Source organism: Pseudomonas jinjuensis, from assembly GCF_900103845.1.
Lineage (GTDB): Bacteria > Pseudomonadota > Gammaproteobacteria > Pseudomonadales > Pseudomonadaceae > Pseudomonas > Pseudomonas jinjuensis.
Window position 1 is genome coordinate 73,777 of record NZ_FNIJ01000022.1, and the last position, 24,993, is coordinate 98,769.

The window sequence follows — 24,993 nt, forward strand, 5'->3', positions numbered from 1 at the left end:
CATGCAAAGCCGGGCGTCGGTGGGAGGTGCCCCGGCGATGCGAACTTACACTCGCCGGGAGTACCGGCATGACAGGCAAATGGCTACCATGCGCAGCGAAAAAACGTGACGGAAAGGAGACGTCGTGAAGTACGCGTGCATGTTGTTGTGCCTATTGGTACTGGCTGGTTGCAAATCCCTGGATGAACGAACCCTCGATACCGAGTACAGCGGGGCGGATGCCGGTTATGTAGTGATCGGCCTCGGGGAGTCGGCTGGAACCGAGTACGAGAAGGTTTCGCTGTTCTACAAGCGCTCGCTGCTGAATAGCGGGAATCTCGAAGAATACAGTCGGTTCGACTATCCCCCGGGGTGGCAGCCCTTGGCCAAGCCCGATTATCGGAGTGACAAGGATGAGGGAGTGGTCCTGACGGCGAAACTGGCTCCCGGCGAGTACGAGTTCGTCAATTTCAATGCCACCATCTTTCGTGCGAACCCCAATTTGTATGGGGCATACAGACCTCTCATCTATTCCGCGCCTGAGCCGTTCTCCATCACCTTCATGGTGAGCCCCGGAGTCACGACCTACCTCGGCAACTACCAGGCAGTCGCCTCGGAAGGTCAGGGCCCAACCGGGTTCATGCGGGAAGGCCCTCCCATCTTCTTGCTGGAAGATCGGGTGGAACGCGATCTGGCCATGGCGTGCAAGCGTGTGCCGGGATTGTTCAAGACGGTGGAAAACGCCAGCCCCAAGGCAGCCTGGATCAAGCGGGAATATTTCGTCGACGAGATCCCGCCGGAAATTCTCAGCAAGCAGCGTGGACGGATGAGCCTGCAGGAGATTCTCTGGGGCGGCTGATGCGCAGCCAGCGTTCATCGTTCCCACGCTTCCGCGTCCAGGCGGCGTCGCTGGATGGTGGATAACGCTGGCGCGTTATTCACCCTACAGGGACAGCGCAAACGAAAAAGCCCGACGCGAAGGTCGGGCTTTTTCATGCAGCAGCGAAGTCTTACTGCACTTCCACTGCCAGGTTCTCGGCGATCTTCTTCTGCCAGATCGCCGGGCCGGTGATGTGCACCGACTCGCCGTTGGTGTCGACCGCGACGGTCACCGGCATGTCCTTCACGTCGAACTCGTAGATCGCTTCCATGCCCAGTTCAGCGAAGGCCAGGACCTGCGACTTCTTGATCGCCTGGGCGACGAGGTAGGCAGCGCCGCCGACGGCCATCAGGTACACGGCCTTGTTGTCCTTGATCGCCTCGATGGCGATCGGGCCGCGCTCGGACTTGCCGATCATGCCCAGCAGGCCGGTGCTTTCGAGGATCTGGCGGGTGAACTTGTCCATGCGCGTGGCGGTGGTCGGGCCGGCCGGGCCAACCACTTCGTCACCGACCGGATCGACCGGGCCGACGTAGTAGATGAAGCGGCCCTTCAGGTCCACCGGCAGTTCTTCGCCCTTGTTCAGCATGTCGACCATGCGCTTGTGCGCGGCGTCGCGGCCGGTGAGCATCTTGCCGTTGAGCAGCAGGGTCTCGCCCGGCTTCCAGCTCTGCACTTCTTCCGGGGTGATCTTGTCCAGGTCGACGCGGCGCGCGGACGGGCCGGCTTCCCAGACGATATCCGGGTAGGCGTCCAGCGGCGGGGCTTCCAGGGTGGCCGGGCCGGAGCCGTCGAGCACGAAGTGTGCGTGGCGGGTGGCGGCGCAGTTGGGGATCATGCACACCGGCAGCGAGGCGGCGTGGGTCGGGTAGTCCATGATCTTGACGTCGAGCACGGTGGTCAGGCCGCCCAGGCCCTGGGCGCCGATGCCCAGCTGGTTGACCTTGTCGAACAGCTCGAGGCGCATTTCCTCGATCCTGTTCTGTGGGCCGCGGGCCTTCAGTTCGTGGATGTCGATCGGCTCCATCAGGACTTCCTTGGCCATCACCGCGGCCTTCTCGGCGGTACCGCCGATGCCGATGCCGAGCATGCCCGGCGGGCACCAGCCGGCGCCCATGGTCGGGACGGTCTTCAGCACCCAGTCGACGATGGAGTCGGACGGGTTGAGCATGGCCATCTTCGACTTGTTCTCGGAACCGCCGCCCTTGGCCGCGACGTCCACTTCCACGGTGTTGCCCGGGACGATGGAGTAGTGGATCACCGCCGGGGTGTTGTCCCTGGTGTTCTTCCGTGCACCCGCCGGGTCGGCCAGGATGGAAGCGCGCAGGACGTTCTCCGGCAGGTTGTAGGCGCGGCGCACGCCTTCGTTGATCATGTCGTCGACGCTCATGGTGGCGCCGGCCCAGCTCACGTCCATGCCCACGCGGACGAACACGGTGACGATGCCGGTGTCCTGGCAGATCGGGCGGTGGCCGGTGGCGCACATGCGCGAGTTGATCAGGATTTGCGCCATGGAGTCGCGTGCGGCCGGGGACTCTTCACGCAGGTAGGCCTCATGCATGGCCTCGATGAAGTCCACCGGGTGGTAGTAGGAAATGAACTGCAGCGCATCGGCGACGCTCTGGATCAGGTCGTCTTGCTTGATCACGGCCATGGAGCACGGTCCTCTTCAGGCGGGAAATTCAGGCTAAAAAGCTGATGGATCACGGCGCGCCGGCTCAGGCCCCGGCGCAAAACGGCGCCGTAGTATACCGCCACCACCCCGCCGGCACACCGCCCGCGCCCTGACTTTGGTCGGCAAACGCCCGATTTCCGCCTTGCGCGGCGCCGGGCGGCGGCTCTACCGTGGCCTGCAGACATTTCCCAGGAGAACGACGTGCCGGAAATCCAGGCCGGGGCGCGACAGTGGTCGGTGCCCGCCGGCGCCAACCTGCTGGACGCCTTGCGCGAGGCGGGAATCGCCGTGCCCTTCAGCTGCCGCGCCGGCAGTTGCCACGCCTGCCTGGTGCGCTGCAGCCACGGCGAGGTGCTCGATGCGCTGCCCGGGGCGCTCGACCCGGCGCGGCGCGCGGAGGGCTGGCGGCTGTCCTGCCAGTGCCGGGTGATCGAGGACCTCGCCGTCGAGGTGTTCGACCCGCTGCGCGACGGCCTGCCGGCGACGGTGGCGGAAGTGGATTGGCCGGTTGTGGATATCCTCCGCTTGCGCCTGCAGCCCCGGCGGCCGCTGCGCTATCGCGCGGGACAGCATCTGCTGCTCTGGGGCGGCGGCGTGGCGCGGCCCTATTCGCTGGCCAGCCTGCCGGAGGAGGAGGCGTGGCTGGAATTCCATCTGGATTGCCGCGCCCCCGGCGCCTTCTGCGATTTCGCCCGCCAGTTGCGCCCGGGCGACGAGCTGCGCCTGGGCGAACTGCGCGGCGGCGCCCTGCGCTACGACCCGGAATGGCAGGAGCGGCCGCTGCTGCTGATGGCCGCCGGCACCGGTCTGGCGCCGCTGTGGGGCGTGCTGCGCGAGGCCCTGCGCGGGCATCACCCGGGGCCCATCCGCCTCATTCACCTCGCCCATGATGGCGACGGGCATTACCTCGCCGCGGAACTGGCGGAGCTGGCTGCCCGGCACCCGCAGCTGGAAGTGGAGCTGGTCATCGCCGCGGCAGTGGATGACTTCCTACCCCGTTTGCGTCTTGTGCCGCGCCGAACCATCGCCTTACTCTGCGGCGGCCCCGCCAGCGTCGACCTGTTCGCCCGCCGCCTGTATCTGGCCGGCGTGCCGCGCAGCCAGTTGCTGGCCGACATCTTTCTGCCTCACGCCTGAACAAAGGAATTGCCATGAGCGAACACATCCTCGTCGAGCGCGAACAGGGCCTGCTGACCCTGCGCCTGAACCGCCTGGACAAGAAGAACGCCCTCACCGCGGCGATGTACGCCGCACTGGCCGATGCGCTGGAAGCGGCGGAACAGGACGCCGGCGTGCGCGTGGTGATGATCGCCGGCAGCGCGGACTGCTTCACCGCCGGCAACGACATCGTCGACTTCCTCGAACGCCCGCCGACCGGCCCGGAAAGCCCGGTGTTCCGCTTCATGCGCGCGCTGCTGGAGTTCAGCAAGCCGGTGGTGGCGGCGGTGGCCGGCCCGGCGGTGGGCATCGGCACCACGCTGCTGCTGCACTGCGACCTGGTCTATGTCAGCCGCGACGCCAGGCTGAAGATGCCCTTCGTCAACCTCGCCCTGTGCCCGGAATTCGGCTCCAGCTTCCTGCTGCCGCGCCTGCTCGGCCACGCCCATGCGGCCCGTCTGCTGCTGCAGGGCGAAGGCTTCGATGGCGAACAGGCGGCGGCCTGGGGCATCGCCGGCGAGGCGCTGGCCGATGGCGAGGCGACCCTCGAGCGTGCCCGCGAGACTGCGCTGGGCTTGCTGGAACTGGCGCAATCCTCGCTGGTGGACAGCAAGCGGCTGATGAAATCCGGCTATATCGAGAAACTGCGCCGGGTGGTGCGGGAAGAGGGCGATCTGTTCGTGCAGCGCCTGCCCCTGCCCGAGGCGGTGGAAGCCCTCAGCGCCTTCACCCAGCGCCGCAAGCCGGACTTCTCGCCGTTCAATTGAATTTATCAACAACACCATCATTGCCCACATAAACCATGGAAAAGCCTGTGGGTAACCTTGGGGCCGATGCGCCGGAGCCCGATGTGGCGTGGCCTCGAGCCAGCTGATCGGCTTTTGAGCGATGCCGGCGCGCGGCCCTTCAACCAGGAAAAAAACCAGAGTTTTTAACGGTTTGGCCGAGGCTACCGGGTTACGCGTGGTCCGCCTGGCGGCTCGTTTACGAAAGTTCACAGTTGCCCACACAAACTGTGGACAGAGCTGTGGGTAGTCTTGGGGCGGAACGCCGGGAAGGTGATGGCTACTGGCTTCGCAGAGGTTGGTCGGGTTTTGACCTGAGCAGGAATGATGCCCGGATCGCGAGCAAGCTCGCTCCTACAAAAAGCGTGCAGTTCTGTCTGGGGTGGATTGATGGGGGCATGGCTGCTCTTCGTAGGAGCGAGCTTGCTCGCGATGCATGACGTCGACCGACACTCCATCACCCGCCATTGGTGTAATCGGCGGGTTGCACCCGCCCTACGGGATGGGCGTAGGGTGGAAATCGCGAAGCATTTCCACCATTCCGCAACCACAAACGAAAAGACCGCCCCGAAGGACGGCCTTTTTCATCGCAGCAACCTCACACCAGCAGGTCGCCCACGTGCAGCACCTTCATGGTGTTGGTGCCGCCCTGGGTGGTGTAGCTGTCGCCCTTGGTCAGGATCACCCAGTCGCCCTTGGTCACCACGCCGCGCTGCAGCAGCGCGTCGACGGCTTCCTGGCTGACCCGCTCCGGCGGCAGCGCGGCCGGGTCGAAGGGGATGGTCTCGACGCCGCGGAACAGCGCCACGCGGGCCTGGGTCTCGCGGTGCGGGGAGTAGGCGAAGATCGGCACCGAGGAGCGGATGCGCGACATGATCAGCGGGGTATAGCCGCTTTCGGTGAGGCAGATGATCGCCTTGATGCCGGGGAAGTGGTTGGCGGTGTACATCGCCGCCAGGGCGATGCTCTCGTCGCAGCGTTCGAAGGTGTGGCCCAGGCGGTGGCTGGATTTCTTGGTGGTCGGGTGTTTCTCCGCGCCCTGGCAGATGCGCGCCATGGCCTGCACCGCTTCCACCGGGTATTCGCCGGCGGCGCTTTCGGCGGAGAGCATCACCGCGTCGGTGTAGTCGAGCACCGCGTTGGCCACGTCGGAGACTTCCGCGCGGGTCGGCATCGGGCTGTGGATCATCGACTCCATCATCTGGGTCGCGGTGATCACCGCCTTGTTGTAGCGGCGCGCGTGCAGAATGATCTTCTTCTGGATGCCTACCAGCTCGGCGTCGCCGATTTCCACGCCGAGGTCGCCACGGGCCACCATCACTGCGTCGCTGGCGCGGATCAGGCCGTCCAGCGCCTCGTCGTCGGCCACCGCCTCGGCGCGTTCGATCTTCGCCACCAGCCAGGCCGTGCCGCCGGCTTCCTGCAGCAGGCTGCGGGCGTATTCCATGTCCTTGGCGTCACGCGGGAAGGACACGGCGACGTAGTCCAGGTCCAGGCTCGCGGCCAGCTTGATGTCGGCCTTGTCCTTTTCGGTCAGGGCCGGCGCGGTGAGGCCGCCGCCGCGGCGGTTGATGCCCTTGTGGTCGGACAGCGGGCCGCCGATCAGCACCTTGCACACCAGTTCGTCCGCCTTCACTTCCTCGACGCGCATCACCACGCGGCCGTCGTCCAGCAGCAGCTCGTCGCCGACGCCGCAGTCCTTGACCAGGTCCGGATAGTCGATGCCGACCACGTCCTGGGTACCGGCGTCGCGCGGGTGGCTGGTGGAGAAGCGGAAGACGTCGCCTACCGCCAGTTCGATGCGCTTGTTGGCGAACTTGGCGATGCGGATCTTCGGACCCTGCAGGTCGCCGAGCAGGGCGACGAAGCGGCCGTGCCTGGCGGCCAGTTCGCGGACCAGTGCGGCGCGAGCGCGGTGCTCGTCGGGAGTACCGTGGGAGAAGTTGAGGCGGGCGACATCGATGCCGGCGAGGATGAGCTGTTCGAGGACTTCGGGGGCGTTGCTGGCTGGGCCGAGGGTGGCGACGATCTTGGTGCGGCGAGGTGTCATTCTGTACTCCTTGTGTAACGCTGCGCGCAGGCTACCACCCGATGATGACAGCGGCGAGCCGATGGTCGATTTATTCTCCCGGCTTGACCACCAGCAGGTCGCATTCCACCTCTTCCAGCACGCGCTCGGCGGTCTGCCCGATCAGCGCGTTGTCCAGCTGCCCGCGCGCCACCGCGCCCATCAGCAGCAGGTCGATGGCGTGGCTGCGGACGAAGGCGGGGATCACCTCCTCGGCGAAGCCTTCCTCGAAGAAGGCCGTGGCGCGGTCGATCTGCGGGTACTGGGCGAGCAGGTTGTCGAAGGCCTGGCGATGGTGCTCGCGGGTGCGCCGCGCGTAGTCGTCGAAGTTGGTCAGCAGTTCGGTATCGAAGGCCAGGGTCTGCGGCAGGGCCACGTAGCTGTGCAGGTAGTGCGCCTGCAGCCCGAGGCGCTGCTCGAATTCGCGGCTGATGCCGATCAGCCGGTGATCGAGGGCGGCCGGCTTGTCGCTCTCGTGCAGCGGGTCGAGGGCGGTGCACAGGCGCTGGCCGCTCCACTCGCCCTGGTGCACCAGCCACAGCGGCTGCGGGCAATGGCGGATCAGCTGCCAGTCGGTGTTGGTGAGGAACAGGCGCTTGAGCAGGCCGTGGCGGCTGGTGGATTTCAGCAACAGGTCGGGCCGGTGCTGTTCGACGTGGCCGATGATCTGGCGGTACAGCGGCTTGCCCCAGAGGGTGTGGCAGCTGGTGTCGATGCCGTCGTGGCGCAGCGGGCCGGCGATCCGTTCCAGCCAGGCCTGGCGCTCGGCCTGCTGGTTCTGCCGCGCCCGCTCCAGGTCGCGCTGGGCCACCAGCAGGGCGTTGTCCAGCGCCGGGCTGTAGTCGCAGGCCAGCAGCGACAGGCGCGCGCCGCTGCGCTCGGCGATCCAGCGGGCGCGGGAAAGGGCGGGCTGGTCATCGCGGGTGGGATCGATGACGACGAGCAGGTGCTGGAGTTTCATGGAGCCTGTCCTCGGGGCGGAATGCTTCATTGCAGACCAAGCCTAGACCCCGCCACTTGATCCGGGGCAGCCTTCAGCGGGAACGGACGGCGCCGATACAGTGGGCAACCAAGGAGATTTCCCATGCGCATGACGTTCGTCCTGCTCCTGCCGCTGCTGCTGGCCGGCTGCAACAGCTGGTCCGGCGGCCATCACCTGAACAATGCCTACCGCTCGTACCAGAACGGCGACTGCGACAGGGTCATGCTCGAACTGTCCCAGGCCGAGCGCAAGAGCCGCGCGCGGCCCTGGCTGCAACCGGAGATGTCGATGCTGCGCGGGCAGTGCCTGGAGCGGCAGAAGTATTTCGTCGACGCGGCACAGACCTACCGGTTCATCATCGCCCGCTATCCGACCAGCGAATACGCCTACCGGGCCAGGGCGCGCATCGAGACCCTGCGCGCCAACGGCCGGCTGCCCGGCGGCGATGGCCACCTGCTACCCTTGCCCTGACCGCCGGTCGTGCCTGGCTTGAGCGGGGCGGCCCTGCCGCTAAGCTCTAGATGACTTCATGGAGGAGGGTTCGATGCGCATCCTGTGCCTGTGCGCCTGTCTGTTTCCCCTGGTGGCGGCCGCGGAAATCTATCGCTGGACCGACGCCGAGGGCCGGGTGCACTTCGGCGAAACGCCCCCGGCCGGGGCCGAGCGCATCGAGGTGAAGCCGCAGGTGGTGGAGCGCGATGCCGCGACCCGCGAACGCGAGGCGCGCATCCAGCAGTTCTACCAGGCGCGCGAGGATGAGAAAGCCGCGGCGGCCCAGCGCGCCGCGCAGCAGCAGGCCGAGGTTTCGGCGCGCTGCCGGGAGTGGAAGGACCAACTCGCACAGCTCAGCCATGGCGGCCGCTACTATTTCAAGGCGGCCGACGGCGAACGTACTTACCTAAGCGATGCCCAGGTCGATGCCGCCCGCCGCGAGTTGAATTCGCGTCTGGCGGCGCGTTGTTCGTAGTGCGGCCTTCTTTTTCGGGGCATCGGCAAATTTGACGGATCAAGCCCATATGCGTGAGCAACGACATATCGAGCGCCATCAGTTGCCGTACTACCTGAAGGTGTTCAACTGCGTGACCGACAAGCCGATGGGGTACATCGGCAACGTGTCCCTCGACGGCCTGATGCTCATCAGCCAGCTGCCGATGCTGGTCGGCGGGCGCTTCGAAATGCGCCTGAAGATTCCCGGCCACGACGGCAAGCTGCAGTTCATCGAGTTCGCCGGCACCTGCCAGTGGTGCCGCGAGGACATCAATCCGGGGCATTACGATTCCGGCTTCAGCCTGGTGGCGCCGCCCAGCGAGTACGTGGAGCTGGTCGATGCGCTGCGCCGTTATTTCAGTTTTCGCCGTCAGGTGGAGTCGGTGTGAGCAGCGGGATGCGCTGAGCCGACCTGTACGGTGGCGGAGGGGGAACAGGGATGATTTCCGCTCCGGCTGCAGGGGGCGTCAGATCGCGCCCGCCTTCTTCCAGCCCAGATAGCGGCTGACCAGTTCCGGACCGAGCTGCCGCGGGCGCGCGTCGAGCACCGGCACGCCGTGGGCGACCAGCCGGTCGTGCAGGTCGTTGCGCGCGTTCAGGTAGTCCAGGGTGCCGCAGTAGGCGAGGGCTTCCTCGTAGCCCTGCACCGGCTCCTGGCAGAGGCGATCCAGCACTTCCTCGCGCAGGCTGGCGACCAGCACGCGGTGCTGGCGGCCGAGGCGCTTGACCGCGGCGAGCAGGTCTTCGTCGTCCTCGTCGCGCAGGTTGGTGACTATCACCACCAGCGCACGCCGGCGCTGGCGGCCGAGCAGCGCCTGCACGGCGGCGGAGAAGTCCGCCGGACGCTGGCTGGCCTGCAGGTCGTAGACGGCATTCAGCAGCGCGCCGAGCTGGGCGCTGCCCTTGGCCGGCGGCAGGTGGCGCGGGCGGTCGCTGGCGAGGGTCATCAGCCCCACCGCGTCGCCCTGGCGCAGCGCCACGTAGGCCAGCAGCAGGCTGGCGTTCAGCGCGTGGTCGAAGTGCGAGAGGTCGCCGTCCTTGCTGCGCATGCGCCGGCCGCAGTCGAGCAGGAAGAGGATCTGCTGGTCGCGCTCGTCCTGGTATTCGCGGGCGATCGGCACGCGCTTGCGCGCGGTGGCCTTCCAGTCGATCTGGCGCAGGGTATCGCCGTCGCGGAATTCGCGCAGTTGGTGGAATTCCAGCCCCAGCCCGCGACGCTGCCCGGCGCGCACGCCGATGCGGTTCAGCCAGTGGTCGACGGCCATCAGCTCGGCGCCGTAGAGGCGGGCGAAGTCGGGGTAGACGCGGGTCTCGTCGCGCCGCTCCAGGTGGCGGCGCTGCTGCCACAGGCGCAGCGGGCTGCGCAGCTGGATCTCGCAGCGCGGGAAGACGAAGTGTCCGCGCGACAGCGGGCGCACGCGGTAGGCCAGCAGGGTGCGTTCGCCGGGGCGCAGTTCGACGGCCTGCGGCAGATGCTCGAAATCCATCTCCGCGGGCAGATGGTCGAACAGGGTGACCCGCTGCGGCAGGCCGAAGCTGTGCTGCAGCTGCAGGCGCACCTCGCTCCAGCGCCCCAGCGGCAGGTTGCCGTGCAGCTGGCGCTCCAGGCGTGGCGAGGGCAGGCGGCGCAGCCAGAGGGCGTCGAGCAGGGCGAGCAGGCCCAGGGCGACCAGCAGCGCCCACCACAGGCTGTACAGCTGCGCCGGCAGCTGCCATGCGAGCGCCGCGGCGACGCCCAGCAGCAGCGCCGCCGCCAGTAGCGCGCCGACCAGCGCGAGGAGCGCGCGCGAGGGTTTCATAGGCGCGGCGCCGGCACCTGGTCGAGCAGCTGTTGCAGCACCTGGTCCACCGACAGGCCTTCGATGTCCAGCTCCGGCGACAGCCGCACGCGATGGCGCAGCACCGCCAGGGCGCTGCCCTTCACATCGTCGGGGACGACGAATTCGCCGCCGCGCAGCAGGGCGCGGGCGCGGGCGCAGCGGACCAGGGCGATCGACGCGCGCGGCCCGGCGCCCAGCGCCAGGCCCGGCCAGTTGCGCGTGGTGCGGGCGATGCGCACGGCGTAGTCGAGCACCTGGTCGTCCACCGGCAGTTCGCTGGCGATCTTCTGCAGGGCCAGTACGTCCTTGTCCTTCAGCAGCGGACGCAGGGCGGCGACGTCGAGCATGTCGCTGCGCGCCGAGCGGGTGACCTGGCGCACCAGGGTCTGTTCCTCGGATTCATCCGGGTAGTCGATGCGCAGCTTGAGCATGAAGCGGTCGAGTTCCGCCTCGGGCAGCGGGTAGGTGCCTTCCTGCTCGATGGGGTTCTGCGTGGCCAGCACCATGAACGGCTGCGGCACGTTGAGGGCGCGGCCTTCGAGGGTGACCTGGCGTTCCTGCATGACTTCCAGCAGCGCCGCCTGGGTCTTGGCCGGCGCGCGGTTGATCTCGTCGGCCAGCAGCAGGTGGGTGAACACCGGCCCCCTGCGCAGCTTGAACTGCTCGCTGGCGAGGTCGTAGACGGCGTGTCCGGTGACGTCGCTGGGCATCAGGTCAGGGGTGAACTGGATGCGCGCGAAGCCGCCGTCGAAGCAGCGGGCGAGGGCGCGCACCAGCAGGGTCTTGCCGAGGCCGGGGACGCCTTCGATGAGTACGTGGCCGCCGGCGAGCAGGGCGGTGAGCACGTCGTCGATCACCCGCACCTGGCCGATCAGGGCCTTCTGCAGTTCATGCCGCAGCGCCTGCGCCAGCTGGCTGGCGCGCTGGCGCTGGGCCGCGGGGCTGAGGGCGGCCGAGCCCGCGGCGGCGGGGGCGAGGCTCGGTTGTTCGGGCGTGTGTTCGCTCATAGGGAATTCCTGAGGCTTTGCAGGTGGGCGACCTGGCGGGTGAATTCGGCGGCGGAAAGGCGCTTCGTCGTGCAGGGACGCATGGCCTGGCCGACGGCGCTGCTGGGCATGCGCGCCAGGCGGCCGAGGACCTGCCACTGTTCGGCGACCGGCAGGCGTTCGAAACCGGGCTGGCGCTGTCGCGCCCGGCGCAGGATATCGCGTTGCAGGCGTTGCAGCAGGGCGGCGTGGCCATTCTGGCGGAGCAGGAAATCGGCGCCGGCGCGCAGGTGTTCTTCCAGTTGCCGGCGCGCACGGTCGGGCGCGGCCAGCAGCGGGCCATGCCGCAGGCCGGCGCGCCACAGCACCAGCAGCACCAGCAGGGCGAGCCCGGCCAGCGCCTCGGGGAAGTAGCGGGCGAGCAGGACGAAGAGGCTGTCGCTGTCGGCGCGGTAGACCAGGGTGACGGCGCTGTCCTGGGTCAGGTACCAGAGCAGCCAGGCGTTGTCGTAGCGGTCGAACTTGTGGTTCTGCCAGATCCAGTTGTCGGTGAGCACGGTGACCAGCCCGTCGCCCTGTTGGATCTGCAGCATGTGGGTGGCGTCGGCGCTGTTGGCCCAGGCGTAGGCGAGGTTCTTCGAGTCGAACAGGTGGTAGTCGGTATCGAAGCCGATGTAGGCCGGTGCGCGTTCGTTCTCCAGGTACAGGCGGGTCAGCGCGGGATAGTCGTTTTCCTCCGCCTCTGCCTCTGCCTGTTCGACGTCGCTGTCCGCATCCCCGGCGGGCTCCACCGGACGTTTTTCCGGACGGGGCTCGGCGGACTCCGCGTCCTCTTCGGAGGGGCCGCGGTTTGCCAGGTCTTCGCTGAGGTATTGCTGCACGCCCAGGCGGTCGAGCAGCAGGTCGCCGCTCTTGCCCTGCCTGTCGTTCCACAGGCGCTCGGCGATGACGATCAGGTGGCCGCCGCGGTCGGCCCAGGCGAGCAGGCGGTCGGTCTGCCCGGGTGTGACGTTCTCCCGGCTGCCGAGCAGGATCAGCGTCTGCCCCTGGCTCGGCAACTGGTCCAGCACCTCCAGGCCGCGGGCGGTGGAGACCTGCAGGCCGCGGCGGCGGAGGAAGCTTTCCGCGGCGAGATAGTCGTTGGCGCGGGCTTCCGGCGACGGGCCGTGTTCGACGGTTTCGCTGTACGGCTCCAGGTGGCGATAGAGCAGCCAGCCCAGCGCGACGAGCGCCAGCAGCAGGCCACCGCCCAGCAGGCGGAAGCTGGAGCGCTTCATGGCCGCACCTCGCTGCCGAACAGCTGGCGCCAGCCGTCGCACAGGCTGGCCTTGAGCCCGGCTTCCGGAGCCAGGTGGCCGTAGGCCTGCGCCTGCCAGCTCCGGGTCAGGCTGCCGGCGTACCGGTCCAGTTCGGCGCGCTGCATGGAGTGCACCCGTTCCAGCACCTCGCCTTCGGTGCTGGAGTCGCGCAGCGGCAGGTGGAAGTCATGTAGCAGGCGGCTGAGCAGGGCGCGGTAGAGCAGGCCGAGGGCGGCGCGCGGCTGTTCGTCCCACAGCCGTTCGGCGGTGCCGGCGACGTCGTCGGGCAGGCTTTCCGGCGCCAGGTCGAGACCGAACATCACCGCTGGCGGCGCAGCGGCAGGCGCCGGGGCGACGCCCAGCCGCCCGGCGAACAGCCGCAGCCAGCGCCGGTAGCGCCAGAGCAGCAGGAACACCAGGCTGAACAGGGCGGCCCAGAGCAGCACCTCGATCAGCTGGGCGGCGACCTTGAACGCCTGCCAGTGCTCCAGGGCATCGAGGAAACGCTTCAGCCGCCCGTCTTCCTGCCCGGTCTGCGGCTCATCCGCCCGGTCTGTGCCCAGGCGCCAGCGGGTCACGGTCTCGCTGTTCTTGAACGGCGGCGAGGTGAGGATTTCCAGCGCATCCTTGCGCGCCTGTTCGCTGGTGACCTTCTGCTTGAGCAGACGCGGCGCTTCCGGGCTGTTCGGGTCCGGGCTGGGGAGCGGGCAACTGTGGGTGGCGCTGTCCGCCGCCAGCGAAGGCGCGGCCGGGAACAGCGCCAGGCAGCCGGCGACCGCCAGCAGCAGGGCGTAGGCGCTGCCGAGCAGGCGCTGGCGCAGACGGCGGAACACCAGCTCGATGTCCCAGGCTTCCAGCTCGGTGCGCCGGTTCAGGTAGAGGGTGAAGCCGCAGGCGACGTAGACCGGCTCCCAGACCACCAGCACCAGGGCGTAGAACAGGTTGGACAGGTGCTCCAGCCACAGCCAGTCGCCCTCGGCGGCGCGGATCAGCGCCTGCCATTTCCAGTCGGACAGCCATTGCTGCGGCAGCAGCAGGTAGAACAGCGCCATCAGCCCCAGCCACAGCGCCGCCTCGAAATGCATGCCGGCCACGGTCAGCCAGGTGGCGCCGCTGGAGTTGCGCCGGTGCAGCACGGCCAGGCGCTGGCGGCGTTCCTTGCCGCCCAGGCCTTCGAGCTGCAGCACCGGCAGGTCGAAACTGCGCGTCGGGCTGAAGCGGCGCCACAGCAGGCTCGGCAGCAACTGCCGGCGCAGCAGTCCGGGGAAGGCGCGCAGGGCTTCGCCGAGGCTCGGCGTATCGGCGAACAGCGCGCGGGAGAGGATGTGCAGCGGCAGCCGTTCGAAGGCCGGCTTCAGCCACCAGAACAGCAGGATGGCGAGGTCCGGCTGGTTCCACAGCAGCGCGCTGAGCAGGACGAACACCGGCAGGCTGACCAGCGCCCAGGAGGCCGTCAGCAGCCCGGCATGCTGGCGCGCCAGGCGGATGCCCAGGTCCTGGGCTTCCCAGGCGTTGCGCGGGCGGATCGCCACGCTGGCATCAGTCAGGCGCATGGCGGGTCCGTCCGGCGAAGCAGAAATAGGCGGCCACCAGAATCCACAGCAGGGCTCCGACGGCGTATTTCACCTGCGGCCCGGTGCTGGTGGTCGACGACCAGTAGCCCTCGACGAAGGCGGCGACCAACAGCAGCAGGATCACCCCGCCGACCAGCCGCACGCTGCGCGCCGCCGCCTGGCGCAGGGCTTCGACGCGGGTCAGGCGGCCGGGGGCGAGCAGCGCCCAGCCGAGCTTGAGGCCGGCGGCGCCGGCGAAGGTGACGGCCGTCAGCTCGAAGGCGCCGTGGCCGATGACGAAGGGCCAGAAGGTCTGCACGTAGCCGATCTGCGTCAGATGCCCGGCCACGGCGCCGATCATCAGCCCGTTGAACAGCAGGTAGAACAGGCTGCCGAGGCAGAACAGCAGGCCGCTGGCGAAGGTCTGGAAGGCGATGCCGATATTGTTCATCACGTAGAAGGCGAACATCTGCCAGTCGTCGCCGGTGTCGCGCTGGCCGAGCGGGCCGAGGCGCGAGCTGTCCGGCGCGTACATCGATTCCATCTCGGCGACCCGCTCGGCGCTGAGCAGGCTGTAGACCAGGTCGGGGAAGTGGTAGACCAGCCCGCCCATCAGCAGCAGGCTGCCGTAGAACAGCAGGCTGGCGAGGGCGATGCTGCGCCACTCCTCGCGCACCAGGCGCGGGAAGCCGGCGACCAGGAAGCCGAGCAGGCGCGTGCCGAGCTGGCTGCGGTGGCGGTAGAACTGCTGGTGGCCGCGCATCGCCAGTTGCTGCAGCTGGTCGATCAGGTGGCTGCTGTAGCCGCGCTCCTGGGCCAGCGCCAGTTGCTGGCAGATGCGCCGGTAGTCCGCGGCGAAATCCTCGCTGGACGCGGATTCGTCACCCTTGCCGCCTTCCAGCTGCTCCAGGCGTCGGGCGAAGCGCTTCCAGCCGGCCTGGTAGCGCTGTTCGAACAGGCTCTGTTTCATGGCTGCGCCGCTCCGCCGCCGAGCAGGCCGCGGGCGATGCCGTGGAGCCGCGTCTCGGCCTGTTCCGCGGGCACCCCCAGGGTTCCGGCGAGAATCCCGGCGAGCTCCGCGCGGCGCGCGGCGGAAAGACTGGCGCTGCGCTCGGCGAAGCCCATCAGGGCGCGCTGTTCTTCCAGGTTGAGCGGCCAGGGCGGCAGTTGCGGCGGGACTTCAGGCAGGTCCGGGCGCGTCGGCGGCGGTTCGCGGTAGACCACCAGGGTGCCGGCGGCGAGGTCGCCGAGGCGCTTGAAATCGCGGTTGGCCAGGCAGCTGAGCAGGCCGAGGGTGTAGCCGAACGGCAGGATGTCGGCGAAGCGCAGCAGGTTGCGCAGCAGCGAGGCCGACCAGCCCACCGGGGTGCCGTCGTCGTGCACCACGCGCAGGCCCATCACCTGCTTGCCGGGCGAGCGGCCCTGGTTGAGCACTTCGAACAGCACCATGTACCACCAGGTGACGATGAAGGTCAGCAGCAGGCCGAGCCCGGTGCCGAGCTGGCCGAGGAAGGCCAGCAGCATGAACATCGCCAGCATCAGCAGGCCGCGGATGCCCAGGTCGATGAGGTAGGCGAGGGCGCGCGGAACGATGCCGGCCGGCCGCAGGAGGAGGTCGATTCCCTCCGGGGTTTCCACGTGATACCGGGTATCCAGCAGGACTCCGTGCGGAGGGCTGTCGAGGCGTGGAGATACGGCTGCGCTCAAGGGAGGTCGCTATCCATAGGATGAAAGTCTGATGCTATCCAGCGGGCTGCGGCGAGGCAACCGGCCAGCGCGTGGCTTCGGGCGTGGCGCACATCGCCGGAGCGGATGCGCAGCGGCCCGATGGTAGACTGCCGCGGTCACGCAACGAGGGATCGCGATGAACGCCAGCATCTTCTGGTACGACTACGAAACCACCGGCATCGATCCGCGCCGCGACCGGCCGCTGCAGGTCGCCGGCATCCGCACCGATGAGGCGCTCAACGAGATCGGCGAGCCGCTCAACCTCTACTGCCAGCCGAGCGACGACATCCTGCCGCATCCGCTGGCCTGCCTGATCACCGGCATCGGGCCGGGGCTGCTCGCCGAGCGCGGGCTGGGCGAGGCGGAATTCATGACCCGCCTGCACGCCGAACTGGCGCGCCCCGGCACCTGCGTGGCCGGCTACAACACCCTGCGCTTCGACGACGAGGTGACGCGCTACAGCCTCTACCGCAACTTCTTCGACCCCTATGCCCGCGAATGGCAGGGCGGCAACAGCCGCTGGGACCTGATCGACCTGGTGCGCACCGCCTATGCGCTGCGCCCGGAGGGCATCGTCTGGCCGCAGCAGGATGAGCAGGTGACGCTGAAGCTGGAGCGCCTCACCGCGGCCAACGGCATCGAGCATGGCCAGGCCCACGACGCGCTGTCCGACGTGCGCGCGACCATCGCCCTGGCGCGGCTGATCCGCGAGCGCCAGCCGAAGCTCTACGACTTCCTCTACCGCCTGCGCAGCAAACAGGGCGTGCTCGACCAGGTGCGCCTGCTGCAGCCGCTGGTGCATGTTTCCGGGCGCTTCTCGGCGGCCCGGCACTATCTCTCGGTGGTGCTGCCGCTGGCCTGGCATCCGCGCAACCGCAACGCGCTGATCGTCTGCGACCTGCGCGCCGACCCGGCGCCGCTGCTGGAGCTGGACGCGGAAAGCCTGCGCAGCCGCCTGTACACCCGGCGCGACGAACTGGCCGAAGGCGAGCTGCCGGTGCCGCTGAAACTGGTGCACATCAACCGCTGCCCGGTGCTGGCGCCGCTCAACGTGCTGCGCGCGCAGGATCGTGAACGGATCGGCCTGGACCTGGACGAATGCCGGCGCAACCAGGATGCGCTGGTGCAGGGCAAGTCGATCTGGCAGGACAAGCTGGCGCCGATATATGCGGAAGAAAGTTTCACCGCCAGCGAAGATCCCGAACAGCAGCTTTATGACGGATTTATTGGCGACCGTGACCGGCGCTTGTGCGAGCAGGTTCGTCTGAGCGATCCGCAGCGATTGGCCAAAGAGCAATGGCCATTCGATGATCCGCGCCTCCCGGAACTGTTGTTCCGATATCGGGCACGGAATTTTCCGGAAACTTTGACCCCACTGGAACAGGAGCAGTGGCGGAATTTCTGCCGGCAACGCCTGAGTTCCGCGGAATTCGGCGCGCCTAATACCCTGGCGAACTTCGAAGAGGCATTGGCGGCGCAGCTGGCGCAGAGCACGCCGGAAAATCGCGCTTTGCTGGAAGAATGGCGGGGACATGCGCAGCAATTGCGCCAGCGTTATTCGCTGTAACCGGCCGGAATATTTCAGCAGGAAATAAAAAACGCCAGCTTTGGCTGGCGTTTTTTATTGGCGGGGCGGAGCCGGTACTGCTGGAAAACTGCGCTGGCTTCGCTACGTCGGGAACATCGGGCTTGCAATCGTTCGTGCGGCCGGATCGCCTGCGGCCGCTCTGCCGTCCCGCTCCACCCTCTGGCGCGCCGCTCAGCCGAGCAGGGTCGCCCAGCTTTCCACTTCCTCGGCGCCCCACTTGGCTTTCCATTCCTTGAGCGTCTTGTGGTTGCCGCCCTTGGTTTCGATGGTTTCGCCGGTATGCGGGTTCTTGTACTGCTTGACCTTGCGCGCACGCTTGCTGCCGGTGGTTTTTGCGGTACGGGGCGATTTACTGAGTTTCGCGTCCGGATCGAGCAGGGCAATGATGTCGCGCAGGGACTTCGAGTAGCTGCCCATGAGAGCGCGGAGTTTCTCTTCGAACTCCAGCTCTTTTTTCAGCTTGTCGTCCTGTTCGAGGGACTTCAGGCGCTGTTGAAGTTCCTTGATGGCTTCTTCCGTAGCGCGGTATTCGTTGATGAGTGACATGTCGGGATACCTTGTCTCGCTGTTGCGCAGTGATAGTTTTTGTGTAGCAACAATAATAGTCAGCGGGAATCCCCAAGTAAACTACATGAGCAAGACTTGTCGACACTTTGCTCATTGCAAATTAATTATTCAGCGCCGTTTCGCTGCCTGAAATTTGCCGCCGGCGATTTGGATACTCGTCGGTCAGCGTGGCGGAAGGCTGAACTTTTCCCGGCCAGTCGCTAGAATGGCGGCCTTCGCGAAGTATCTGGAGTACACCCCATGCGCACTTTCCGACTGGTGATCGCCTGTCCCGACGGGGTAGGCATCGTCGCCAAGGTGAGTAATTTCCTGGCCACTTACAACGGCTGGATCACCGAGGCCAGTCATCATTCCGATAACGACAACGGCTGGTTCTTCATGCGCCATGAAATCCGCGCCGATTCCCTGCCGTTCGACCTCGACGTGTTCCGCCAGGCCTTCGCCCCGATCGCCCGCGAATTCTCCATGGAATGGCGCATCACCGATTCCGCGGTGAAGAAGCGCGTGGTGCTGATGGCCAGCCGCGAATCGCACTGCCTGGCCGACCTGCTGCACCGCTGGCACAGCGGCGAGCTGGATTGCGAGATTCCCTGCGTGATCGCCAACCACGACGACCTGCGCAGCATGGTGGAGTGGCATGGCATTCCGTACTTCCACGTGCCGGTCGACCCGAAGGACAAGCAGCCGGCCTTCGCCGAGGTTTCCCGCCTGATCGACGAGCACCGGGCCGACAACATAGTGCTGGCGCGCTACATGCAAATCCTGCCGCCGGACCTGTGCCAGAAGTACCGCCACCAGGTGATCAACATCCACCACAGCTTCCTGCCCTCGTTCATCGGCGCCAAGCCTTACCACCAGGCTTCGCTGCGCGGCGTGAAGCTGATCGGCGCCACCTGTCACTACGTGACCGAGGAACTCGACGCCGGCCCCATCATCGAGCAGGACGTGGTGCGCGTTACCCATCGCGACAACGTCGAGGAGATGGTGCGCCTCGGCAAGGACGTGGAGAAGATGGTGCTGGCCCGCGGCCTGCGCTACCACCTGGAAGACCGCGTGCTGGTGCACGACAACAAGACCGTGGTGTTCGACTGATCCTCGCGGTCGGTCGATCTCGCAGGAGGAACCGGCCATGAGCGACCCGAAATCCCCCGGCACCGCCATCCCGCCGCCGACCCTCGGCGAGGGCTGCACGGCGCGCTACGACATCGATGCGCTGGGCGAGGAGGACGGCACCGAGTTTCCCGGTGCCGCCGAGCTCTGGGAGCGGTTGCACCCGGAAGGCGCGGAAGACGATGAGCAGTGACGCAGGGCGAATGAAGCGGAACGCTTCATGCGCCGATCAGCCATGCGCCGGGGCTGCGTTTTGCGCCGTCGACGTGGTTCTGGTCGCGGGCATGGCCCGCTCCTACAAGGGCGGTGCCTTCCTGTAGGAGCAACTGTCTTGGTATCTCAGCGCATTTTTGTTCGCGAGCAAGCTCGCTCCTACGGGTGAAGCTTGGCCCCGGCCGCAGCCGGTAGGGCGGGTGCAACCCGCCGATTCTGGTGCGAAATTACCGGCGGGTTTCACCCGCCCTAGGTCCAACCGTTATTTCAGTGCGCATGGGTAAACCTGTAGGAGCGGGCCATGCCCGCGATCCGGCGGACGATGAATCGCTACCCCTGCCGCGCGCCGATCAGCTTCTTCAGCAATGGCCGCCCCGCCAGCAGGGCGAATACCGGTCCGCCGGCGACCAGGTAGAAGTAATAGGTCACCACCCGCCAGATCAGGATCGCTGCCGCCGCGGTGGGCTTGCCCACCAGCGGGCTGAGCAGCGCCGCGGAGGTCAGTTCGGTGCCGCCCGCGCCGCCGGGCAGCAGCGTGGCGAGGCCGGCGGCCAGGGACAGCAGCTGGATGAGGAAGGTCCAGGCCCAGTGCAGGTCCACCCCCAGGGCGCGCAGGGTCAGGTAGAGCACGCTGAAGCGCAGTGTCCAGTGGCAGCTGGTCAGGGTGAACACCAGCAGCAGGGTGCGCTTGGGCTGGCGCAGGCCGGCGGCCAGGGTGTCGCGGAAGTGCAGGAGCTTGCGGCTCCAGCGCAGGCGTTTGTGCGGCGCCACCTGCAGGCGGTGCAGCAGCCGGCCGTTGAAGCGGATCAGCTGGCGCTGGAAGCAGGCGAGCAGGATCACGCCGGTCAGCAGGCTGCCGAGGAACAGCGCGCTGAACGCCAGCGAACCTTCCATGTCGGGGCTTGCCGCGTGGGACAGCGCGTAGCAGAGCACGCCGATCAGCGCGCAGAGGAAGAACAGCAGGTCGCTCAACTGGTCCATGGCGAAGATCGCGCTGCTCTGCGCCGGGCGCATGCCCCGCCGCGCCAGCAGGGCCATCAGCGTCAGCGGCCCGCCGGTGCCGCCGGGGGTGGCGTAGAAGGCGAATTCGGAGGCCATGACGATGCCGACCGAATGCGCCGGGCCGATCCGGCCCGCGCGCCCGGCCAGCAGCACGCGCAGCTTCAGCGCATTGATCATCCAGCACAGCAGGATCATGCCGAGCATCAGCAGCAGGATGTCGGGCGGAAAGTGGGCGAGCTGTTCCAGCATCTGCCGGCCGCCGAGGAACAGCGGCACGGCCGATGCGGCGAGGAGTCCGCCGAGCAGCCACCAGGCACGCTTCATCGACGGGCTCCCGGTGGCGCCAGGGCGGCGCCGGTATGCAGGAAAATTGCGCTTTCCATTCAGTGTGGACCGTTGCAGCAGGCGGGTGTTCGCCGTCATTCGCCGGCGGCCCCGGCATCTGCCGGGCCGCCCGCGAGCGGGCTCATTCCGCTTCTTCGGCGCCGCCTTCTTCCTTCAGCGCCTTGTTTTCCCAGCCGTCCTCGCCGGGCAGGATGAAGTTGAGCAGGATCGCCACGATGGCGCACAGGGCGATGCCCTTCAGGCCGAAGTCGTCCGGGCCGGTGCCGGTGCCGATCAGCACGCCGCCGATGCCGAACACCAGGGTCACCGAGACGATGCACAGGTTGCGCGCCTGGGACAGGTCGACCTTGTGGCGGATCAGGGTGTTCATGCCCACCGAGGCGATGGTGCCGAACAGCAGGCAGAGGATGCCGCCCATCACCGGCACCGGGATGCTCTGCAGGATGGCGCCGAACTTGCCGACGAAGGCCAGGCTGATGGCGAAGACCGCTGCCCAGGTCATGATCTTCGGGTTGTAGTTCTTGGTCAGCATCACCGCGCCGGTGACTTCCGCGTAGGTGGTGTTCGGCGGGCCGCCGAACAGGCCGGCGGCGGAGGTGGCGATACCGTCGCCGAGCAGGGTGCGGTGCAGGCCCGGAGTCTTCAGGTAGTTCTTGCCGGTCACGCCGCCAATGGCGATCACCCCGCCGATGTGCTCGATGGCCGGCGCCAGGGCCACCGGGACGATGAACAGGATCGCCTGCAGGTTGAACTCCGGGGCGGTGAAGGCCGGCAGTTCCAGCCAGGGCGCGGCGAGGATCTTCGCGGTGTCGACCACGCCGAAGGCGAAGGACAGCGCGTAGCCCACCAGCACCCCGGAAATGATCGGCACCAGGCGCAGCATGCCGCGGGCGAACACGGCGACGATCAGGGTGGTGACCAGCGCCGGCATGGAAATCATCATCGCCGTGCCGTAGGGGATCAGCTCGGTGCCGTCGCCGGACTTGCCCATCGCCATGTTGGCGGCGATCGGCGCCATCGCCAGGCCGATGGAGATGATCACCGGGCCGATCACCACCGGCGGCAGCAGGCGGTCGATGAAGCCGGTGCCCTTGATCTTCACCGCCAGGCCGAGAAAGGTGTAGACGAAGCCCGCGGCGACCACCCCGCCCATGGTCGCGGCCAGGCCGAACTGGCCCTTGGCGAGGATGATCGGGGTGATGAAGGCGAAGCTCGACGCCAGGAACACCGGGACCTGGCGGCCGGTCACCAGCTGGAACATGAGGGTGCCGAAACCGGCGGTGAACAGTGCGACGTTCGGGTCCAGCCCGGTGATCAGCGGCATCAGCACCAGCGCGCCGAAGGCCACGAAGAGCATCTGTGCGCCGGAGATGACCTGCCGCCAGAGCGGGTCCTTGAATTCGTCGGCCATGAATCAGTTGTCCTTCTGCTTGGTGCCGAAGATCTTGTCGCCGGCATCGCCCAGGCCGGGGATGATGTAGCCGTGCTCGTTCAGGCACAGGTCGACGGACGCGGTGTAGATGGTGACGTCCGGGTGGGCGCCGGTGACCGCCTTGATGCCTTCCGGCGCGGCGACCAGCACCATGGCGCGGATATCCCTGCAGCCGGCCTTCTTCAGCAGGTCGATGGTGGCGACCATGGAGCCGCCGGTGGCCAGCATCGGGTCGATGATCAGCGCCCGCCGCTCGACGATTTCCGGTGCCAGTTTCTCCAGGTAGGTGTGCGCTTCGAGGGTTTCCTCGTTGCGCGCGACGCCCACCGCGCTGACCTTGGCGCCGGGGATCAGGCTGAGCACGCCGTCGAGCATGCCGATGCCGGCGCGCAGGATCGGCACCACGGTGATCTTCTTGCCGGCGATCTTCTCCACCTGCACCGCGCCGGCCCAGCCTTCGATCTCGTAGCTTTCCAGCGGCAGGTCCTTGGTCGCCTCGTAGGTCAGCAGGGCGCCGATTTCCTGGGCCAGCTCGCGAAAATTCTTGGTGCTGATGTCATGGCGACGCATCAGGCCGATCTTGTGACGGATCAGGGGATGACGAATCTCGAGGACGGGCATGGGATGGGGTCTCCGGCGGGCTGGAAAAAAAGTGCGGTAGCGTAATGCATCCTAGTCATGTTGGGCGATGATTGTGCTGAACATTCGTCCGCCGGCACTTGCTCCATGGCAGGCATGCCGGTAAGTTTGCGCACTTTTTCGGGAGAGCCCCCATGTCCGCCGATCTCGCGCACATCCGCCAAGTCATGGCCGAAGCCGATTGCCTGTACAACGAAGCCGAGGTGGAGGCCGCGATCGGCCGCGTCGCCGAGGCCATCAACGGCGAACTGGCCGAGAGCAACCCGGTAGTCTTCTGCGTGATGAACGGCGGCCTGATCTTCTCCGGCAAGCTGCTGCCGAAGCTGAACTTCCCGCTGGAAGCCTCCTACCTGCACGCCACCCGCTACCGCAACGAGACCACCGGCGGCGAGCTGTTCTGGAAGGCCAAGCCGGAGGTTTCCTTCATCGACCGCGATGTGCTGATCATCGACGACATTCTCGACGAGGGTCACACCCTGTCCGCGATCATCGACTTCTGCCGCCACGCCGGTGCGCGCCGCGTGCACACCGCGGTGCTGATCGACAAGGACCACGACCGCAAGGCGCGTCCGGACCTGAAGGCCGACTACGTCGGGCTGTCCTGCATCGACCGCTACATCTTCGGCTACGGCATGGACTACAAGGGCTACTGGCGCAACGCGCCGGGCATCTACGCGGTCAAGGGGCTCTGAGCAGCCCGTCGTCGCCGCTCCGCGAAGCCCGTGCTAGAGTGCCCGGCCCCACTTCGCGGAGCCTGATGATGTCCGTTCGTAGCCTGTGCGCCGTCCTGGCGCTCGCGATCTGCCTGCCCGCCGCCGCGGCGGAGGCGCCGATGCACAGCCAGTTCCTGCCGCCGGACGACGCCGGCCTGCGCGAGGGCGCGGCGGAACAGCAGCAACTGCTGCAGGTGACCGAATACAGCGTGGTGCTGGGCACCCAGCGGCAGTCCAACCAGCAGCCGATCCCGATCACCACGCCGGCGCTGCTGCGCCTGAAGGGCAAGCCGCTGAGCAAGGGCACGGACGTCCGCCAGGTACTGGTCGGTTTCGATGCCGAGGGCAAGAGCCTGAAGAAGCCGAACTACGACGAGAAGACCCGCACCCTGAGCCTGTACTACCCGCTCTCGGCTTATCCACAGCTGCTCGACCTGCTGCGCAACGGCACCGTCTACTGCCAGTTCCTCAGCTATCCCAACGGCCACATCTGGGCCGACCTGCACACCGGCGCGGTGCGTGCGCGTTGAGCCACGCCGCCCGGCGGAGTTAAACTCCCGCCTCCGTGGCGCCCGGCCTTGCCTGGGCGCATCGAGACAAGCCGTGGAGAAATGCGAGCGATGCGTAAAGACAAGAAGCAAGTGATTGGCGAGGAGATCGGCGACGAGGCGATCAAGCTGTTCCTCGATGTCGAGCCGGCCGATGACACCCCGCCGTCGCTGCACAAGCTGGTCAAGGCCTACCGCGGCCTGCGCATCGACGATTTCGAGCGTTTCGTGCGCTTCTTCGTCGAGGCCGGCTACGATCTCGGCGCGAAGAATGCCAAGGGCCAGGATTTCATCGACCTGATCCAGGGCCAGCGCCAGGCCGAGCCCTACATCGAGGTGGTCAGGGCCGCGCGCGGCTGATCGCTTCGCCGCCCGAAAAGAGCCCGCTCCGCGCGTAATGCTGTTCACTTAAGCATTTGAGTCTAAGCGGGGTCTTCCCTGAAAATCCGATGCCAGACTTCTGGCATCGGATTTTTTATGTCTTTCCAACAGCATCTGCTCGAATTGGGCGACCTGTTCAACTTCTCCGATCTGAGCACCTTCACCCAGAACATTCCGGTCGAGTGGGTGGAATCCGCGCTGCACCTTTCCTCGCAGGCCACCATCCGGCGGCGGCGGCGCCTGCCTGCCGATCAGGTGCTCTGGCTGGTACTGGGCATGGCGCTATTCCGCGATGAGCCCGTCCATGAAGTGGCCAGGCGCCTGAATATCTGCGCCCAGGGCCTGGCTTCCGACCACCTGCTGGCGAGAAGTGGTGTCAGCGAGGCCCGCAAGCGGCTAGGCGCCGATCCGGTCGAATGGTTGTTCCGCAAGACCGGCAACCAGTGGGGATGCGAACGCCATGACGGTGATACCTGGCAGGATCTGCGTGTCCTGGCGGTGGATGGCGCGCTCCTGCGCACCCCGGATACCCCCGAGCTGCGCGAGCATTTCGGCT

Annotated in this window: 26 protein-coding genes; 13 read left to right on the forward strand and 13 right to left on the reverse strand. The window is 67.1% G+C overall.

Annotated elements, in window-relative coordinates; all coding sequences use genetic code 11:
- Positions 1-124 precede the first annotated feature (124 nt).
- Positions 125-838: a hypothetical protein gene (locus BLR75_RS24260; protein WP_084314572.1), complete on the forward strand. Its 714-nt coding sequence runs from the start codon at positions 125-127 to the stop codon at positions 836-838.
- Positions 839-989: 151 nt separating this feature from the next.
- On the opposite strand, the gene BLR75_RS24265 is transcribed toward BLR75_RS24260, so the two are convergent.
- Entirely contained in the window at positions 990-2,513 is a 1,524-nt protein-coding gene (locus BLR75_RS24265) for a fumarate hydratase (protein WP_084314571.1), read from the reverse strand.
- A gap of 222 nt (positions 2,514-2,735) precedes the next feature.
- Between BLR75_RS24265 and BLR75_RS24270 the strand changes: the two genes are divergently transcribed.
- Both BLR75_RS24270 and BLR75_RS24275 read left to right on the forward strand, forming a co-directional pair.
- On the forward strand, positions 2,736-3,671 hold the full coding sequence (locus BLR75_RS24270; protein WP_084314570.1) for an iron-sulfur-binding ferredoxin reductase: 936 nt from the start codon (positions 2,736-2,738) through the stop codon (positions 3,669-3,671).
- A 14-nt stretch (positions 3,672-3,685) separates the two neighbouring features.
- Positions 3,686-4,459: an enoyl-CoA hydratase-related protein gene (locus BLR75_RS24275; protein WP_084314569.1), complete on the forward strand. Its 774-nt coding sequence runs from the start codon at positions 3,686-3,688 to the stop codon at positions 4,457-4,459.
- 616 nt (positions 4,460-5,075) lie between these two features.
- Here BLR75_RS24275 and pyk read toward each other — a convergent pair.
- Positions 5,076-6,527, reverse strand: coding sequence for a pyruvate kinase (gene pyk, locus BLR75_RS24280; protein WP_084314568.1), 1,452 nt, complete (start codon positions 6,525-6,527; stop codon positions 5,076-5,078).
- 70 nt (positions 6,528-6,597) lie between these two features.
- Entirely contained in the window at positions 6,598-7,506 is a 909-nt protein-coding gene (locus tag BLR75_RS24285) for a universal stress protein (protein ID WP_084314567.1), read from the reverse strand.
- 123 nt (positions 7,507-7,629) lie between these two features.
- Between BLR75_RS24285 and BLR75_RS24290 the strand changes: the two genes are divergently transcribed.
- From BLR75_RS24290 to BLR75_RS24300, 3 genes are all read left to right on the forward strand, one after another.
- Positions 7,630-7,998, forward strand: a complete 369-nt coding sequence (locus BLR75_RS24290) for a tetratricopeptide repeat protein (protein ID WP_084314566.1) — start codon at positions 7,630-7,632, stop codon at positions 7,996-7,998.
- A gap of 73 nt (positions 7,999-8,071) precedes the next feature.
- A complete protein-coding gene (locus BLR75_RS24295; RefSeq protein WP_084314565.1) occupies positions 8,072-8,494 on the forward strand; it encodes a DUF4124 domain-containing protein in 423 nt (140 codons plus the stop codon).
- A 49-nt stretch (positions 8,495-8,543) separates the two neighbouring features.
- Positions 8,544-8,903, forward strand: a complete 360-nt coding sequence (locus BLR75_RS24300; protein ID WP_084314564.1) for a PilZ domain-containing protein — start codon at positions 8,544-8,546, stop codon at positions 8,901-8,903.
- A gap of 78 nt (positions 8,904-8,981) precedes the next feature.
- On the opposite strand, the gene BLR75_RS24305 is transcribed toward BLR75_RS24300, so the two are convergent.
- From BLR75_RS24305 to BLR75_RS24330, 6 genes are read right to left on the reverse strand one after another with little or no spacing between them, the layout of a single operon-like run.
- A complete protein-coding gene (locus BLR75_RS24305) occupies positions 8,982-10,313 on the reverse strand; it encodes a DUF58 domain-containing protein (RefSeq protein ID WP_084314563.1) in 1,332 nt (443 codons plus the stop codon).
- Complete coding sequence (locus BLR75_RS24310) at positions 10,310-11,341, reverse strand: AAA family ATPase (RefSeq protein WP_084314562.1); 1,032 nt, start codon at positions 11,339-11,341, stop codon at positions 10,310-10,312. The genes BLR75_RS24305 and BLR75_RS24310 overlap by 4 nt, the downstream gene beginning before the upstream one ends.
- Complete coding sequence (locus BLR75_RS24315; protein ID WP_084314561.1) at positions 11,338-12,597, reverse strand: DUF4350 domain-containing protein; 1,260 nt, start codon at positions 12,595-12,597, stop codon at positions 11,338-11,340. Before BLR75_RS24315 ends, BLR75_RS24310 begins: the two co-directional genes overlap by 4 nt.
- Positions 12,594-14,171: a DUF4129 domain-containing protein gene (locus BLR75_RS24320; RefSeq protein WP_084314560.1), complete on the reverse strand. Its 1,578-nt coding sequence runs from the start codon at positions 14,169-14,171 to the stop codon at positions 12,594-12,596. The genes BLR75_RS24315 and BLR75_RS24320 overlap by 4 nt, the downstream gene beginning before the upstream one ends.
- Positions 14,158-15,141, reverse strand: a complete 984-nt coding sequence (locus BLR75_RS24325; RefSeq protein WP_084314640.1) for a stage II sporulation protein M — start codon at positions 15,139-15,141, stop codon at positions 14,158-14,160. The genes BLR75_RS24320 and BLR75_RS24325 overlap by 14 nt, the downstream gene beginning before the upstream one ends.
- The gene (locus BLR75_RS24330) at positions 15,138-15,827 is read right to left on the reverse strand and encodes an RDD family protein (RefSeq protein ID WP_371858149.1); all 690 of its coding nucleotides are present in this window, start codon (positions 15,825-15,827) and stop codon (positions 15,138-15,140) included. Before BLR75_RS24330 ends, BLR75_RS24325 begins: the two co-directional genes overlap by 4 nt.
- Positions 15,828-16,029: 202 nt before the next feature.
- On the opposite strand from BLR75_RS24330, the gene sbcB reads away from it, so the two are divergent.
- Positions 16,030-17,466 (forward strand): exodeoxyribonuclease I, encoded by a 1,437-nt coding sequence (gene sbcB / locus BLR75_RS24335; protein WP_090416161.1) that lies wholly within the window; start codon positions 16,030-16,032, stop codon positions 17,464-17,466.
- Between the two features lie 192 nt (positions 17,467-17,658).
- On the opposite strand, the gene mvaT is transcribed toward sbcB, so the two are convergent.
- Complete coding sequence (gene mvaT / locus BLR75_RS24340; RefSeq protein ID WP_084314557.1) at positions 17,659-18,033, reverse strand: histone-like nucleoid-structuring protein MvaT; 375 nt, start codon at positions 18,031-18,033, stop codon at positions 17,659-17,661.
- A gap of 261 nt (positions 18,034-18,294) precedes the next feature.
- Here mvaT and purU point away from each other — a divergent pair, with 261 nt between their 5' ends.
- Positions 18,295-19,146, forward strand: a complete 852-nt coding sequence (gene purU, locus BLR75_RS24345; protein ID WP_084314556.1) for a formyltetrahydrofolate deformylase — start codon at positions 18,295-18,297, stop codon at positions 19,144-19,146.
- A 37-nt stretch (positions 19,147-19,183) separates the two neighbouring features.
- Positions 19,184-19,357: a hypothetical protein gene (locus BLR75_RS26835; protein ID WP_169720292.1), complete on the forward strand. Its 174-nt coding sequence runs from the start codon at positions 19,184-19,186 to the stop codon at positions 19,355-19,357.
- A gap of 350 nt (positions 19,358-19,707) precedes the next feature.
- On the opposite strand, the gene gpgF is transcribed toward BLR75_RS26835, so the two are convergent.
- The 3 genes from gpgF to upp all read right to left on the reverse strand — a co-directional run bounded on the left by gpgF (position 19,708) and on the right by upp (position 22,777).
- On the reverse strand, positions 19,708-20,703 hold the full coding sequence (gene gpgF, locus BLR75_RS24350; RefSeq protein ID WP_084314555.1) for a glucosaminyl phosphatidylglycerol flippase: 996 nt from the start codon (positions 20,701-20,703) through the stop codon (positions 19,708-19,710).
- 142 nt (positions 20,704-20,845) lie between these two features.
- Positions 20,846-22,135 (reverse strand): uracil-xanthine permease family protein, encoded by a 1,290-nt coding sequence (locus BLR75_RS24355; RefSeq protein WP_084314554.1) that lies wholly within the window; start codon positions 22,133-22,135, stop codon positions 20,846-20,848.
- 3 nt (positions 22,136-22,138) lie between these two features.
- A complete protein-coding gene (gene upp, locus BLR75_RS24360) occupies positions 22,139-22,777 on the reverse strand; it encodes a uracil phosphoribosyltransferase (RefSeq protein WP_084314553.1) in 639 nt (212 codons plus the stop codon).
- A 152-nt stretch (positions 22,778-22,929) separates the two neighbouring features.
- On the opposite strand from upp, the gene BLR75_RS24365 reads away from it, so the two are divergent.
- The 4 genes from BLR75_RS24365 to BLR75_RS24380 all read left to right on the forward strand — a co-directional run.
- Positions 22,930-23,487, forward strand: coding sequence for a hypoxanthine-guanine phosphoribosyltransferase (locus tag BLR75_RS24365; protein ID WP_084314552.1), 558 nt, complete (start codon positions 22,930-22,932; stop codon positions 23,485-23,487).
- Between the two features lie 68 nt (positions 23,488-23,555).
- Positions 23,556-24,038 carry a hypothetical protein gene (locus tag BLR75_RS24370; protein WP_084314551.1) on the forward strand — a complete coding sequence of 161 codons (483 nt, stop codon included), beginning with the start codon at positions 23,556-23,558 and terminating at the stop codon, positions 24,036-24,038.
- Positions 24,039-24,128: 90 nt separating this feature from the next.
- Entirely contained in the window at positions 24,129-24,416 is a 288-nt protein-coding gene (locus BLR75_RS24375; RefSeq protein ID WP_084314550.1) for a PA4642 family protein, read from the forward strand.
- Between the two features lie 117 nt (positions 24,417-24,533).
- A partial coding sequence (locus tag BLR75_RS24380; RefSeq protein WP_175469381.1) for a transposase domain-containing protein occupies positions 24,534-24,993 on the forward strand: 460 nt, incomplete at its 3' end.

Bases quoted from the DNA above. Each gene is read 5' to 3' on its own strand.
- BLR75_RS24265 (WP_084314571.1), bottom strand. From the start codon at position 2,513: ATGGCCGTGATCAAGCAAGACGACCTGATCCAGAGCGTCGCCGATGCG.
- BLR75_RS24275 (WP_084314569.1), top strand. From the start codon at position 3,686: ATGAGCGAACACATCCTCGTCGAGCGCGAACAGGGCCTGCTGACCCTG.
- pyk (WP_084314568.1), bottom strand. From the start codon at position 6,527: ATGACACCTCGCCGCACCAAGATCGTCGCCACCCTCGGCCCAGCCAGC.
- BLR75_RS24285 (WP_084314567.1), bottom strand. From the start codon at position 7,506: ATGAAACTCCAGCACCTGCTCGTCGTCATCGATCCCACCCGCGATGAC.
- BLR75_RS24290 (WP_084314566.1), top strand. From the start codon at position 7,630: ATGCGCATGACGTTCGTCCTGCTCCTGCCGCTGCTGCTGGCCGGCTGC.
- BLR75_RS24295 (WP_084314565.1), top strand. From the start codon at position 8,072: ATGCGCATCCTGTGCCTGTGCGCCTGTCTGTTTCCCCTGGTGGCGGCC.
- BLR75_RS24300 (WP_084314564.1), top strand. From the start codon at position 8,544: ATGCGTGAGCAACGACATATCGAGCGCCATCAGTTGCCGTACTACCTG.
- BLR75_RS24305 (WP_084314563.1), bottom strand. From the start codon at position 10,313: ATGAAACCCTCGCGCGCGCTCCTCGCGCTGGTCGGCGCGCTACTGGCG.
- BLR75_RS24310 (WP_084314562.1), bottom strand. From the start codon at position 11,341: ATGAGCGAACACACGCCCGAACAACCGAGCCTCGCCCCCGCCGCCGCG.
- BLR75_RS24315 (WP_084314561.1), bottom strand. From the start codon at position 12,597: ATGAAGCGCTCCAGCTTCCGCCTGCTGGGCGGTGGCCTGCTGCTGGCG.
- BLR75_RS24320 (WP_084314560.1), bottom strand. From the start codon at position 14,171: ATGCGCCTGACTGATGCCAGCGTGGCGATCCGCCCGCGCAACGCCTGG.
- BLR75_RS24325 (WP_084314640.1), bottom strand. From the start codon at position 15,141: ATGAAACAGAGCCTGTTCGAACAGCGCTACCAGGCCGGCTGGAAGCGC.
- mvaT (WP_084314557.1), bottom strand. From the start codon at position 18,033: ATGTCACTCATCAACGAATACCGCGCTACGGAAGAAGCCATCAAGGAA.
- purU (WP_084314556.1), top strand. From the start codon at position 18,295: ATGCGCACTTTCCGACTGGTGATCGCCTGTCCCGACGGGGTAGGCATC.
- BLR75_RS26835 (WP_169720292.1), top strand. From the start codon at position 19,184: ATGAGCGACCCGAAATCCCCCGGCACCGCCATCCCGCCGCCGACCCTC.
- gpgF (WP_084314555.1), bottom strand. From the start codon at position 20,703: ATGAAGCGTGCCTGGTGGCTGCTCGGCGGACTCCTCGCCGCATCGGCC.
- BLR75_RS24355 (WP_084314554.1), bottom strand. From the start codon at position 22,135: ATGGCCGACGAATTCAAGGACCCGCTCTGGCGGCAGGTCATCTCCGGC.
- upp (WP_084314553.1), bottom strand. From the start codon at position 22,777: ATGCCCGTCCTCGAGATTCGTCATCCCCTGATCCGTCACAAGATCGGC.
- BLR75_RS24365 (WP_084314552.1), top strand. From the start codon at position 22,930: ATGTCCGCCGATCTCGCGCACATCCGCCAAGTCATGGCCGAAGCCGAT.
- BLR75_RS24370 (WP_084314551.1), top strand. From the start codon at position 23,556: ATGTCCGTTCGTAGCCTGTGCGCCGTCCTGGCGCTCGCGATCTGCCTG.
- BLR75_RS24375 (WP_084314550.1), top strand. From the start codon at position 24,129: ATGCGTAAAGACAAGAAGCAAGTGATTGGCGAGGAGATCGGCGACGAG.